The following is a 12,413-nucleotide window of genomic DNA, read 5'->3' as shown; positions in this document are numbered from 1 at the left end:
GGATCCTGTCGGCTTATTGCACAAGGGCCTGCTGGAGCGCGGCTTGCAGACGGCCTGCGTCCAGTGTCATCCAGCGCGCGCAGACATGCTGGTCGGGGCGCAGCAGATAGGCAGCACCGCTGGCCGGTACCCCCCAGCGCTGCCGGAAGGCCCCGTCGTTGTCGGCGAAACACTGGTCGGCTCCGTCCACCGGCCCGGCCGTTCCGACGGCGCTGACCCGTATCACCAGACCCCGGGCACGGGCCTCCGTGACCACCGCCCGAATCGGCTCTGGGAGCGCATCGGCGGCGGTGAAAAGCAGCAGATCAAACCCGCCGCCGAGATGGTCCAGCAGAAAATCGTCCGGACCCAGACGAACATTGCGGGGCGGCGCGCCATGGGCCGGCCCGTCGGTGAACAGCGCGTTGTCGTCACCGGGACAATTCAGCGACGATCGGGCGTACTCGTGGGGGCGCGAGGTCCGCCAGTGGAACAGCGGCCGAACAAAGGGCTGACTGAGCGACAAGGACAGGACCGCATTGCGCAGCAGACGAAAGCCATCGCTCGGGGGCGTCATGAAACGGGTGCTTTTTCCGGACTCCTCGATGATCTCGCGCGCCGCCCCGACCCGCTCGGCGCTGTAGTTGTCCAGTTGCCTTTTGCTCGCCAGACCCTTGACCACATGCGCCAGTTGCCAGCCCAGCGACTGGGCGTCCTGAAAGCCGGTGTTGGCGCCCCGCACGCCAAAGATCGGCAACAGATGGGCCGAATCACCGACAAACAGCACCGGCCCGTGCACGTAGTCGGGCAAGGTCATGGCCCGCGCCGAATAGACCGAGCACCAGTCCAGCTCCCAGCTGATGCCGGCGTAGCCGATCATGCCCAGTTGGGCGTCGATTCGCCGTTTCAGCGCCTCCGGCAGAAGCGCCTTTTCCGGCGACTCGCCCGGCTTGAGCTGGTAGTCCACCCGCCAGATGCCGTGGGGTTCGCGGTGCATCAACACGGTATTGCCCCGGTTCCAGTCCGGGTCGAAAAACGCCAGACGTTCGGTCGGCAGCGGCAGATCGACCCGGATATCGGCAATGACAAACAAGCCCTCGTAGCTGGCACCTTCCATGCTCAGACCCAGCTCCGAGCGGACGGCCGAGCGGCCCCCGGTGGCATCGACCAGCCAGTCGGTCTCCAGCTCGTAGGTGCCTTTGGGGGTATCGACCAGCAGCAGCGCGTGGTCGGCGCGCCGGTTGACCTTGACCAGCTTGTTGCCCCAGCGAAAATCGATCAACGGCTGCGCAGCGCAAGCTTCATAGAGAAACTCTTCCAGGTATTGCTGCTGGATGTTGAGCATGGGAAAGAAGCGGTCGTGGACATCGTGGGGGGCCTCCATGCGAAACACGCGGCGCCCGCGGTAGACCGAATTGCCGAAACGCCACGGCAACCCCATGGCGCTCAGCCGGTCGGCAACACCGACCTGCTGCAGGATTTCCAGCGACCGGCGGGTGAAGACGATGGCCCGGCTGCCCTGGGAAAACTGCAGCTCCGCCGTGAGAACCACACTGGCCACGCCGTGCCGTGCCAGCTCCAGCGCGGTGACCATGCCGGCCGGGCCGGACCCGGCGATCACCACCTTGCTGCGGGGCTGGCCGGGGTAACGCGCCGGCAGCCAGGGCTCGTGCACGGTGTAGTGGTAATAGATGGACGGCCGCGGATGCCGCGTGGGCTGATGCATGAATGATTCTCCCCGATGGGCCGTTGACCGCAGGCGACCACCCGTCGCGCGGCATGGCTCGGACCGGGCTGTAGCATACCGGCGAGTTTGCCCGTCGTCTTGACCGACCTCAAGAAGGCCATCGCGTACAGTCGGGACATGCACCGCACCATTTTCACCACCCCTGTTGTCAACACGCTGCTGCGCGGCCTGTCCCTGTTCATCCTGCGCCTGAAGGGCTGGAAAATCGAGGGGGAGCTGCCGCCAGGCGCCGACAAGGCGGTGCTGATCGCCGCCCCCCACACCAGCAATTGGGATCTGCCCTATACGCTGATGACCGGCTTTGCGCTGCGGCTGAACCTGTACTGGATGGGCAAGGAAAGCATCTTCCGGGTGCCCTTTGGCGCCTTCATGCGCTGGCTGGGCGGAATCGCGGTCGACCGGTCAAAGTCCAACAATCTGGTGGCCGCGTCGGTCGAAGCCATCCGCGCCGCTGCCGGCCCGTTGCAACTGGTGGTCCCCCCCGAGGGCACCCGTAGCAAGACCCGTTACTGGAAAACCGGCTTCTACCATATCGCCCTGGGCGCGGGCGTGCCCATCGTGATGGCCTATATGGACTACGCCGAAAAGCGCGCCGGTCTGGGCCCGGTCTTTCATCCGACCGGCGATGTCGAGCGGGACATGGAATCCATCAAGGCCTTCTACGCCCCTTTCAAGGGCCGCAACGCCAGCCAATTCGCCGCTTGAACCGGCCGCCGGTGGGGCCCCCAGGCCCGCAACCGGCACCGGGCGGGCGTTCAGCGGCGCTGGTGGCTGAGCGTGACCCCCGAGCGCCCGAGCTGGAAACGCACAATGGGTGCGGAAAAATCGGTAAACGGGGCGCCCAGCGCAATTTCCCCTTCGCCCACCAGCACACAATACTGTCGGCGCAGTGCGATTTCGGCGTCACCGGAGGCAAATCGCACCCAGGTTCCGTAGCTGCTCAGGTCGGTCAGGACAAAGGTGTTCTTTGTCCAGTCGATGCGGGCGTGCTGGCGTGACACCCGCTGGTCCGACACCGCAAACTCGGCATGCCGCCCCAGGTGAATCGGCATCTGCCCGGAAGTGAACGCGGCATGCACATCCAGCCAGCTCAGTTCAATATGCCCCAGCATCGGGTCCGTACGCGGCGGTGGCATGCCCAGCGGGGCGGGCACCGTGAGCATGTCGGTGGGCTCGTTGTCCTGCCACTCCACCTGCAACACCTCGCGCGGCTCGGACAGACCACGGATCGATACCGGACCGAGGTCACGCAGTCGGGCGCCGGGCGGGACTTCCAGGTCTGCGCGGGCCACACCGGACAACCAGATTTCGGCATCACCACACAGATCCGACAGCCTCGCCGCCAGATTCACCGGGTCGCCGAAGGTGTCCCCATCGACCTCGACGACCGGCCCGACGGCAACACCCACCCGCAATTGCATGCGCAGTTTGGGAGGCCAGTTCTGGATGCGGGTATTGTGGTCGCGTTGCAACTGGACCACCGCGCGCACGGCCGAGTCGGCATCGCCGAACAAAGCCAGCACGCCGTCGCCGAGGTTCTTGACCACCCGGCCCCGGTGCAGCACACAGGTCTCGCCAATGAGCTGTGTCAGCCGGGTGATGGCCTGCGTCGCCTTCTCGTTGCCCAGCGCTTCAAACACGCCGGTGCTGCCGGTCAGGTCTGCAAAGACAACGGTGGAGGACACGCTCATGCGGGCAACAGGATGCAATAGGCAAAAAGACTGCACCCGAGTCTAACGAAAAGCGCCTGTCGCTTCCGGCACTGCCCCAGAGCAACCCGACGAGTCGACCAGAGTCGACAAAGCCGTTGTGGCAATACGACGGACGCCGCACCGGCCGGGCCCAAGCGGCGGCCGCGCACGGCCGGCTCAGACATCGCCCCAGACCAGCAAGGCTTCACGGCCCTGGACGACCAGATCGACGGTCGACCCCACCGGCAGCAGCACCTTGGTGGGCACATGGCCATAAGGAAGCCCGGTCAGCACCGGCGCCTTGATCTGCTGGCGCAACCAGTCGACCACACTGGCGAGCCGGAAACCGCGGTCATGGGGCACCAGCCGGTAAGGATCGAACTGGCCCAGCAGCACCGCCTTCTGGCGACCCAGCACCCCCGCATGGAGCAACTGCGTCAACATGCGCTCGATCCGGTACGGGTGCTCGTTGGTGTCTTCCAGAAAGAGGATGCCGCCAGGTACCTCCGGCCAGAACGGGGTACCCAGCAGCGAAACAAGCACCGACAGGTTTCCGCCCCACAACCGGGCATTTCGGATGCCTTTTTCCTCGTTACCGTTCGCAGAAAGGTCGCTCTTTGCTATCGAATCAGGAGTCTTCGGACGCCGCTCGGCCGGCAGGCGCCAGCCGGTTCCCTCCCCCTGGCCGCGCAACAGGTCGTCGAGGCAGGCCATCATGATGTCGTCCGGTTCGTCCTCGGTCCCGAGATCTCCCACCAATGCCGGGCCGGCCCAGGTCACGGCCCCGGTGCGCGCCAGCACCGCCAGCTGCAATGCGGTGAAGTCACTCATCCCCACCCAGCGCATGCCGCGTTCGCTCGATCGTGTGATGGATTTGTACGGCAGCGCTGGCAGGATCCGGGTCAGGCCATAGCCACCCCGGGTGATCAGTGCGACATCGGCCCCACTGTCGGCGGCGCGCCCGATGGCGGCGAGCCGCGTGGCGTCGTCACCGGCAAACCGTTGATGGCTCGCCAAAGCGGCTTCGTCGACTTCCACCGCATGGCCCAAAGCCGTGAGGCGCTTCACACCACGACGGAAAGCGGCCTTGTCGCGCACCGCGCCGGCTGGAGAGTAGATATAGATATGGCTCATGACAGGCTTTCGGTGATCGGGCGTCGGGCCGCAGGCGCGATGGCCACGGCTCATGCCGACTCAGACTATCGCGGTCGGACGGAATCCGTCGGTACCGAAGTGTGCCACCGCCGAGCGCGCAATGGCTTCACCGTGCTCCTGCACAAAATGCCCGGCCTGCGGCAGCACCATCGGCTCGGGACAGTTGCGGATCACCGCGCGCAACGCCCGCATCACCGGCTCGCCCAGCACCGGGTCCTGCGCGCCGATGGCCATCAGGGTCTGGCCGGTCCAGTCATCGCGCCAGAAGTCGCGCGCCTGCCGCGAGACGGCCGCGCCATCGGCATCCGGCGCATCCGGCACCATGGGCGGAAAGGCGCGCAAGGCGGCGCGGTGGCCCCGATCGGGGAACGGCGCGTCGTACGCGGCGCACTCCTCGGCGCTCATCTGCGGGTTGCCGCGCGCGAACAGGCGGCCGACGCCGAACTCGGGGTTCTTCGCGCACATCTCCCGCCACGCGAGAAAACCGGGCGACAGCGGCGAATCGCCGGTGCCCAGCGTGGTGTTCATGACCAGCAGACCCCGGTAGCGCTGCGGCGCCGCCATCGGCAGCGTCAGCCCAAGCAGCCCGCCCCAGTCCTGCACCACCAGCACCACGTTCTTCAGGTCGAGCCGCTCGATGAACTCCAGCAACACCTGGCGGTGCGCGCTGAAGGCGTGAAAGCTGTCTTTTTTTGGCTTGTCGCTCCGGCCGAAGCCGATCAGGTCGGGCGCCACCACGCGGTCGCCTGCATCGAGCATGACCGGAATCATCTTGCGGTACAGGTAGCTCCAGGCCGGGTTGCCGTGCAGGCACAGCCAGGTGCGCGGCGCCTCGCGGGGCCCTTCATCCAGGTAATGCAGGCGCAGGCCGCTCAGGGCTGGCAGATCGTTAAGGTAATGCGGCGCCCAGGGGTAGCCGGGCAGAGCGTCGAAGGCGGCATCGGGTGTGCGCAGCGCATCGTCGCGCAGGGGAAACGGGGCAGGCATGCGTCGCTCCTTGAAAAAACGGGTCAGCAGCGCCGCGCATTCGGCAGCCAGATGAGGATCGGCCAGCGCGTCGACGCGGGTCTGGTGGTTCAGCCGCGGTTCGGCGAAGAGGTTCAGCACCGAGCCGGCGGCGCCGGTCTTGGGATCGGGCGTGCCGTACACCACCCGCGCCAGGCGGGCATGCAGCATCGCGCCGCTGCACATGGCGCAGGGCTCCAGCGTCACGTACAGCGTGCAGCCGTCCAGCCGGTAGTTGCCCAGGTGCCGCGCTGCCGCCCGCAGCGCCCGCATTTCGGCGTGGGCGCTGGGATCGTGGGTGCCAATGGGCGCGTTGCGCCCCCGGCCGATGACGATACCGTCCTTCACCACCACCGCGCCCACCGGAACCTCGCCGTCCACGGCGGCCGCCAGGGCCTCGGCCAGCGCCAAGCGCATCCAGTGCCCGTCGGGAGCCCCGATGACGGTCATGGCAGACGCCCGATCAATCCTGAAAGCATAGCAAACAACGACCTTTTTACGCTGGGTATTGGGCTATTATGCTTGCAATCGACCCGCAAAGGCGCTTTGGGCGCCAATCACCGGGCGGTCCGGCAGCTCGGCGCAGGCCTTCAGGTCCGGTTCATCCGGTCCCGGAATTCCAGCAATCGCCGTCGCCGTCGGGACCTTGCCGCGACCGTCCAGATCAGATAGACCAGCAACCCGGAACTGAGCCCGCCCACCACCGCAAACACCGCCAGGCCCAGGAACAAGGGCTTGCCCACCTCGGCAATCGTATCGGCCCAACTGGTCTCGACCTGCGCCTTCGCCTCGGCTCCCGAGCCGCTGGCCAGCGCCTCCAGCGCCTGGGGATCCAGCGCCTCGCCCATCAAGGCCATGCCGGTCTTGTAGGCCATCAGACCAATGGGCACATAGGTGAACGGGTTCGACACCAGAGTGGAAACGGCCGCCACCGGCAGGTTGGCCCGCAGCACCACCGCGAAGATGGCCGCGCCGGCGATCTGCATGATCGGGATCAGAAAACCGAAAAACACGCCCACACCCACCCCAATCGACACGGTGCGGCGGTTCAGGTGCCACAGCCAGCGCCGACGCAACAGCGGGCCCAGCCAGCGCAGGCCGGGTTTGGACTTCAGGCTCTCTTCGGTGGGAATTCTTTTCTGGAACCATTCACGCATGTCGCGATGCTACCCGCAAGCGCAAAACCGGACCCGGGGCGGGAGAAACGACCAGAGCGCCATCTTTCGATCTCACCGACACGCTACCAAAACGGTAGCATCAATACACTATTTCGCGCTGGGAAAGACCCGGTTTAGCCATAAATCCGGCGCGGCAGCTTCTATTTTTCGTCGGGCATCGGCCGTGGCTGCTGTATCAGCCCCTCCACCGCCTGCTTGTACTGCTGTTGCACCTGCTGGCTTTGCTCGCGCACCGTGGTCGCAGGCGCAGAGGCCGCGCCGCCAGGAACGGGCGGCGCCAGCGCCGGAACCCGCTGCGAGGAGGTGTCGAGCTGTTTCTTGACCACCACCCCGACGATGGCCAGGGCCACCAGCAGGCCCACCAGTCCGAAGATGCCTTTCATGGGGTCGCTCCTTCCTGCCGCGGCTTGGGCAGGCCGACCCGGCCCATACAGCGCCGGATCGCTTGGTTCTCCGCACCACCGGCCAAGTTCATTCCCACTCAATTGTCAACCCGAGCGAAGACTTCAAAGTCTTCGTTTCGTGTTGCATTGAGTGAGACGACGCCAACAGACAATCCAAGGTCGTCCACACCGTCAGCTTTACCGTCGAGCAAGCACAACCAATCTGCGCATGTTATCGGCCATTACATTGCTCAAATTTCTACAATGACCTTGCCGCGAGGCTTGCCTTGGGCACAATGCCTCAGCGCGCTGTTAGCTACTGCCAGACCATAACTGCTGTCAATGCGCGGCGCAAAACCATGCGTGGCAGCCAACTCCGTGAGGGATGACACCGCAACGTGATCGCAGTCAGGCGTAGCGACAAGCCAATGTTCATTGGCGTTTATTTACCCACGCGCACCAGGGGAACTTGCAGACCGCTCTTGGGACGATTTTCAGGTTTGTAAAAGCCAGACCCATCGACGTGCTTGGCACCCATAAAAAGCATCTGGTAGCGCCCTTGGCCATGCAGGTAGATCAAGTCGTGGTCTTTCACCACTTGTCCAGAATCGATGTTGTTGAGCAATACACACGATTTCTTGAGAATGCTCTGAGCCACATTCAATCTGTACGGCTCGTCTCCACAGGCTTTGGGCGGAAGCTGCGCCATCATGTCCACCACCATCTGGGCTCGTGGTGTGATGTTGAGCGACTCGTCCAGCACATAGGTGATCTCGCGTGCGCCCGCCGCAGCGCGGCTGGTGCCGCCCATTTCTGCATGACCGCTGAAATTGAATTCGTTCATCGGCACTCCACAGAATTGATCGGCATAGGTCACGATGGTCGCCTTGAATTTTCCGGTGCCATCGAACGTGAAATCACGTGTCACCCACGATGATTGAACCGGCTCGCCGGGCTTACCCGACTGGGGCCGTAGCTCACAGGCAATGCTCTTCCAGTGGCCTTTCATCTGGTGCTGCAGAAGGTGCGCGTCCTTGTCGGTCGCGCTCTGTGCGTGAGCAGTCGCAAAATTTGTCAGAGCGACCGCAGCAATGGCGAGTGTACGTAAGGCAAGCGGTTTCATGGTGTTGACTCCTTTGGGTTTGAATCAAATTTGGGCGGGCGAAAATTGGTTTCAAAGACGTTGCAACTTTCGCCTTATGCCGTTATGGCGCTGAGACCCGAAGCCCAGAGAAATAGCCTCGAGTTCCATCGTCCACCCACAGGCCGATGCGCCCTTTGCGTCCAGCGTACTTGGCGTCGCTGACGTCCAGCACGCGAACCCCGTCAACAAAGGCCTCAATGCGCGGCCCCTGAATCTGAAGTCGCAGCCGATGCCAGCGTCCGAGTGCGACCGGCGCTGCAGCTTCGTAGCGCCCAGGAAACTTTTCGCGCGAGACGTTGAAGTGGAAATCAGGATGCGCCACATATTGCACAGCGCGCACGTTGCGGGGGGCTGGCGGTGGCGGGACATTCAACGTGCCATTCGACATGCGAAGGTACACCGCCTCATAGGTATCCGCAGCCGGTGAGAGATGAAACGCGAGACCCACAAAGCCCCGCACATCGGGGGCGCCTTTGCCGTTGATTTCGCCCGCCACGTCGACTTCAATGGTTCCGTCGGTAAATGCGACGTCGGTAATGGCAAAGGTGGGGCCGTTACCAACGCCAGCCTCACCGCGAAGCATACGTTGCTGTACGTCGTCGGCCAGTTCAACCGTTACCGCGTTGCGGCCAAGATACGTCGCTTCCCGAACCGTGACGCCTTGCGCCGTGTAGCCGCTTACTTCGGAGCGGCCCGACTTTGTCAGGTCAAACTCCGGAGCGGCGCGGCGCGCAGAAACTTGGCTGCATGCAACCAGCCCTGTTCCGACCAAAACTAGCGCGGCGAGGATGCGAATGAGCGAACGCTTCGTGTGTGCGCTTGTGGGCATGCTTTTTCTCCCTTTTGCGTTTATTTGGCTGTCAACTGTCGAACCGCGCTCATCCAGTCCTCCACGTGGTAGGCGCGGGAGAGCTTGCCGTTTTCTACCGTGTGAATGTCGATAGACATGATGCGGAAGCTCTTGCCACCATGCGCCACACCCATAAAGGCGCCGGCGGGCGTGCCCGAAGCCTCGCCACGCACCACCACGCGATTGCCGCTGACCAACAACTCTTTAATCTCCCACTTCAAGTCGGGAATGGCTTTGCTGAATCCAGCGATTGCGGGAGCGACTTTGTCGCGCGGCTTGCAGTCATCTTGGCCGCTGCACGACACCCATTCCGTTGTGGTTGCTTGCATGACCAGCGCGGTGGCGTCTTTACCAGGTGCCGCGTTGAGGGCGTCGTAAAACGGCGCAACTGCCGCCCGCCCTTGTTCGGGACTCAGGCTCTGCGCGTGGGCTGCCCAGGGTAGTGCGCAGGTGCTGGCCAATGTGGCCGCCAGCAAAAGTTGTTTGGACTTGGACATATCTTGCTCCATAAAAATTGATTGGATGCCCAATTTATGATTGAATTTCATATGAATCAATCAGATATTTTTCATCTACAATGCACAAAATCGATTTAAAAAGAATTGACCTGAACCTGTTGCTGCTTTTTGAAACCCTCATGCAGCAAGGCAGCGTTTCCAAGACGGCTGAGCAGCTTGGTCGAACGCAGTCTGCGGTCAGTCATGCGCTTGGGCGCTTGCGCGAACAACTAGGTGACCCGCTCCTGGTAAAGGTGGGCGGGCGCATGCGACCCAGTCCTTATGCGCTGGAACTTGTGCATGAGGTAGGCCCCATCCTGCGCAGCATTGAGCGTGTGCTGAGTCCGCGCGAAGCCTTTGATGCACCAACCTCCACCCGACGGTTTCGCCTGGCAGTACCAGATGTGGCCATGAACCTTTTTCCCATGCTGATGCAGCGCATACAGCAACAAGCGCCCCATGTGGTCGTGGAATGGGAAACACCCAAATCCAGCACCCTGCTCGATGTTGCTGAGGGTTTGGTCGATCTAGCTTTGTTGCCCGACGCCGTCAAGCGCCCGGACGGAGTGGCCGCCGAAGTGATTGGCGAATTTCAGTGGGCCTGTTTCATGCGTACCGGGCATCCTGCACTGAGTAAATGGGGCAAGAGGTCATGGTCTGCATGGCCGCATTTGGTGGTTGGTACTGGTGATCATGTGCGCAGTCCAGTCACACTGGCGGCAAAAGAGGTGGGCATTGAGCGAAGAATAGGCTTGACCGTGCCGACGTTTGGAGCGGTTGCACCGCTGCTGACCCAAGGCAATATGATTGCCACCCTTCCCACCGTTGTCCTCGCAGACGCGATGCAACGCTTTGAACTTGCGGCACGCCGGACACCTTTTGATGTGCCCGCGATGAAACACGTATTGGTTTACAGCGCCCGGCTCACCAATGATCCTGCCTCTTCGTGGATCAGAGGCCTTTTCAGAGACTCGTTCAGAGAGCGGCTCACCGCTGCCGATCAACTGTCTCTTGACTAGACCATCTCATACGTCTGTTTCACCCATGCATACAAGCTTGAAGCAGCTTGTAAGTTCTGTGTTCTTTCAGGAAATCGTTTCCGGCCATAAGCGGATTGGATTACGTCGAGGTATGACCAAAGAAGTCCAACATAGCCCCGTCATTCCCACTCAATCGTCGCGGGCGGTTTTGAACTGACGTCGTAGGTCACGCGGTTGATGCCGCGCACCTCGTTGATGATGCGGCTCGACACCTTCTTGAGCAAGGCATAGGGCAGCTCCGCCCAGTCAGCGGTCATGAAGTCGCTGGTCTGCACCGCGCGCAGGGCCACCACGTAGTCGTAGGTGCGGCCGTCGCCCATCACGCCGACGCTCTTGACCGGCAGGAACACGGTGAAGGCCTGGCTGGTGAGGTCGTACCAGCTCTTGCCGGAGTTCGGCTCGATCGTGGAGCGCAGCTCTTCGATGAAGATGGCGTCGGCACGGCGCAGCAGGTCGGCGTAGTCCTTCTTGACCTCGCCGAGGATGCGCACACCCAGGCCCGGGCCCGGGAACGGGTGGCGGTAGACCATGTCGTGCGGCAGGCCCAAGGCCACGCCGAGTTCACGCACCTCGTCCTTGAACAGGTCGCGCAGCGGCTCCAGCAGTTTCAGGCCGAGCTGCTCGGGCAGGCCGCCCACGTTGTGGTGGCTCTTGATGGTGACGGCCTTCTTGCTCTTGGCGCCGCCGGATTCGATGACGTCCGGGTAGATGGTGCCCTGGGCCAAAAAGCTGGCGCCTTTGTGGCCGCCGGTTCCGGCCTTGAGCTTCGCGGCTTCGGCCTTGAAGACGTCGACGAACAGGCAGCCGATGATCTTGCGTTTCTGTTCGGGCTCGCTCACGCCGGCCAGTTCGCCGAGGAACAGGTCGGCGGCATCGACGCGGATCACCTTGGCGTGCAGCTTGCCGGCGAACATGTCCATCACCATGTCGCCTTCGTGCAGTCGCAGCAGGCCGTGATCCACAAAAACACACGTGAGCTGGTCGCCAATGGCGCGGTGGATCAGCGCGGCGGCGACCGACGAATCGACGCCACCGGACAGACCCAGAATGACCTCTTCGTCGCCCACCTGCTCGCGGATTTTCTGCACGGCCTCTTCGATGTGGTCTCGCATGATCCAGTCGGGGCGGGCGCCGCAGATGTCGAGCACAAAGCGTTCCAGCAGCGCCCGGCCCTGCACCGTGTGGGTGACTTCGGGGTGGAACTGCACCGCGTAGAAATGCCGCGCTTCATCGGCCATGCCCGCGATCGGGCACGCGGGGGTCGAGGCCATGAGCTTGAACCCCGGCGGCATCTCGGTGACCTTGTCGCCATGGCTCATCCAGACCTTGAGCATGCCGTGACCTTCGGGCGTGTGGAAGTCTTCGATGCCCTTGAGCAAGGCGGTGTGGCCACGGGCGCGCACCTCGGCGTAGCCGAATTCGCGGGTGTGCCCCGCCTCGACCTTGCCGCCCAGCTGCTGCGCCATGGTCTGCATGCCATAACAGATGCCCAGCACAGGCACCCCCAGCTCGAACACGGCGTCAGGGGCCTTGTCGTCGACCTCGTAGACGCTGGCATGACTGCCCGAGAGGATGACGCCCCTAAGCTGGCCGTCGGCGGCGTGTTCGCGCACCCATTCGCTGCTGACATCGCAGGGGTGGACTTCGCAGTACACGTGCGCCTCGCGCACGCGGCGTGCGATCAGTTGCGTGACCTGGGAACCGAAGTCGAGGATGAGGATCTTGGAGTGCTGCATGGCCTGCA

At 63.3% G+C, this 12,413-nt stretch carries 12 protein-coding genes; 2 read left to right on the top strand and 10 right to left on the bottom strand.

Annotated features, from left to right (window positions below):
• Window positions 1-13: 13 nt before the first annotated feature.
• Window positions 14-1,705: an FAD-dependent monooxygenase gene (locus tag AC2EBU_RS02075; RefSeq protein ID WP_484608726.1), complete on the bottom strand. Its 1,692-nt coding sequence runs from the start codon at window positions 1,703-1,705 to the stop codon at window positions 14-16.
• 138 nt (window positions 1,706-1,843) lie between these two features.
• Here AC2EBU_RS02075 and AC2EBU_RS02070 point away from each other — a divergent pair, with 138 nt between their 5' ends.
• Window positions 1,844-2,431: a lysophospholipid acyltransferase family protein gene (locus AC2EBU_RS02070; protein WP_484608725.1), complete on the top strand. Its 588-nt coding sequence runs from the start codon at window positions 1,844-1,846 to the stop codon at window positions 2,429-2,431.
• 50 nt (window positions 2,432-2,481) lie between these two features.
• Here AC2EBU_RS02070 and AC2EBU_RS02065 read toward each other — a convergent pair whose 3' ends face one another.
• The 8 genes from AC2EBU_RS02065 to AC2EBU_RS02030 form a co-directional block, all read right to left on the bottom strand.
• Window positions 2,482-3,417, bottom strand: coding sequence for an FHA domain-containing protein (locus AC2EBU_RS02065; protein ID WP_484608724.1), 936 nt, complete (start codon window positions 3,415-3,417; stop codon window positions 2,482-2,484).
• A gap of 177 nt (window positions 3,418-3,594) precedes the next feature.
• Window positions 3,595-4,551: an LD-carboxypeptidase gene (locus tag AC2EBU_RS02060; RefSeq protein ID WP_484608723.1), complete on the bottom strand. Its 957-nt coding sequence runs from the start codon at window positions 4,549-4,551 to the stop codon at window positions 3,595-3,597.
• A 60-nt stretch (window positions 4,552-4,611) separates the two neighbouring features.
• A complete protein-coding gene (gene tadA / locus AC2EBU_RS02055; protein ID WP_484608722.1) occupies window positions 4,612-6,027 on the bottom strand; it encodes a tRNA adenosine(34) deaminase TadA in 1,416 nt (471 codons plus the stop codon).
• Between the two features lie 140 nt (window positions 6,028-6,167).
• Entirely contained in the window at window positions 6,168-6,734 is a 567-nt protein-coding gene (locus tag AC2EBU_RS02050; RefSeq protein WP_484608721.1) for a DUF2062 domain-containing protein, read from the bottom strand.
• A 161-nt stretch (window positions 6,735-6,895) separates the two neighbouring features.
• Window positions 6,896-7,138, bottom strand: coding sequence for a hypothetical protein (locus AC2EBU_RS02045; RefSeq protein WP_484608720.1), 243 nt, complete (start codon window positions 7,136-7,138; stop codon window positions 6,896-6,898).
• Window positions 7,139-7,580: 442 nt separating this feature from the next.
• Complete coding sequence (locus AC2EBU_RS02040; protein ID WP_484608719.1) at window positions 7,581-8,261, bottom strand: hypothetical protein; 681 nt, start codon at window positions 8,259-8,261, stop codon at window positions 7,581-7,583.
• A gap of 82 nt (window positions 8,262-8,343) precedes the next feature.
• A complete protein-coding gene (locus tag AC2EBU_RS02035; protein WP_484608718.1) occupies window positions 8,344-9,111 on the bottom strand; it encodes a 3-keto-alpha-glucoside-1,2-lyase-like domain-containing protein in 768 nt (255 codons plus the stop codon).
• 20 nt (window positions 9,112-9,131) lie between these two features.
• Window positions 9,132-9,680, bottom strand: a complete 549-nt coding sequence (locus AC2EBU_RS02030) for an ester cyclase (RefSeq protein ID WP_484608717.1) — start codon at window positions 9,678-9,680, stop codon at window positions 9,132-9,134.
• A 29-nt stretch (window positions 9,681-9,709) separates the two neighbouring features.
• Between AC2EBU_RS02030 and AC2EBU_RS02025 the strand changes: the two genes are divergently transcribed.
• A complete protein-coding gene (locus AC2EBU_RS02025) occupies window positions 9,710-10,648 on the top strand; it encodes a LysR family transcriptional regulator (RefSeq protein ID WP_484608716.1) in 939 nt (312 codons plus the stop codon).
• A 140-nt stretch (window positions 10,649-10,788) separates the two neighbouring features.
• Here AC2EBU_RS02025 and guaA read toward each other — a convergent pair whose 3' ends face one another.
• The gene (gene guaA, locus AC2EBU_RS02020; RefSeq protein ID WP_484608715.1) at window positions 10,789-12,405 is read right to left on the bottom strand and encodes a glutamine-hydrolyzing GMP synthase; all 1,617 of its coding nucleotides are present in this window, start codon (window positions 12,403-12,405) and stop codon (window positions 10,789-10,791) included.
• Between the last annotated feature and the right edge of the window lie 8 nt (window positions 12,406-12,413).

It is taken from the genome of Curvibacter sp. T50, assembly GCF_057219955.1.
The sequence above is the reverse complement of the archived record's forward strand: the minus strand, read 5'-3'. Positions and strand labels throughout refer to the sequence as shown.

Excerpts from the sequence above, each read along its gene's own strand:
- AC2EBU_RS02040 (WP_484608719.1), bottom strand. The coding sequence starts at position 8,261 with ATGAAACCGCTTGCCTTACGTACACTCGCCATTGCTGCGGTCGCTCTG.
- AC2EBU_RS02045 (WP_484608720.1), bottom strand. The coding sequence starts at position 7,138 with ATGAAAGGCATCTTCGGACTGGTGGGCCTGCTGGTGGCCCTGGCCATC.
- AC2EBU_RS02060 (WP_484608723.1), bottom strand. The coding sequence starts at position 4,551 with ATGAGCCATATCTATATCTACTCTCCAGCCGGCGCGGTGCGCGACAAG.
- AC2EBU_RS02030 (WP_484608717.1), bottom strand. The coding sequence starts at position 9,680 with ATGAAATTCAATCATAAATTGGGCATCCAATCAATTTTTATGGAGCAA.
- AC2EBU_RS02035 (WP_484608718.1), bottom strand. The coding sequence starts at position 9,111 with ATGCCCACAAGCGCACACACGAAGCGTTCGCTCATTCGCATCCTCGCC.
- AC2EBU_RS02025 (WP_484608716.1), top strand. The coding sequence starts at position 9,710 with ATGCACAAAATCGATTTAAAAAGAATTGACCTGAACCTGTTGCTGCTT.
- AC2EBU_RS02065 (WP_484608724.1), bottom strand. The coding sequence starts at position 3,417 with ATGAGCGTGTCCTCCACCGTTGTCTTTGCAGACCTGACCGGCAGCACC.
- AC2EBU_RS02070 (WP_484608725.1), top strand. The coding sequence starts at position 1,844 with ATGCACCGCACCATTTTCACCACCCCTGTTGTCAACACGCTGCTGCGC.
- AC2EBU_RS02075 (WP_484608726.1), bottom strand. The coding sequence starts at position 1,705 with ATGCATCAGCCCACGCGGCATCCGCGGCCGTCCATCTATTACCACTAC.
- tadA (WP_484608722.1), bottom strand. The coding sequence starts at position 6,027 with ATGACCGTCATCGGGGCTCCCGACGGGCACTGGATGCGCTTGGCGCTG.
- AC2EBU_RS02050 (WP_484608721.1), bottom strand. The coding sequence starts at position 6,734 with ATGCGTGAATGGTTCCAGAAAAGAATTCCCACCGAAGAGAGCCTGAAG.
- guaA (WP_484608715.1), bottom strand. The coding sequence starts at position 12,405 with ATGCAGCACTCCAAGATCCTCATCCTCGACTTCGGTTCCCAGGTCACG.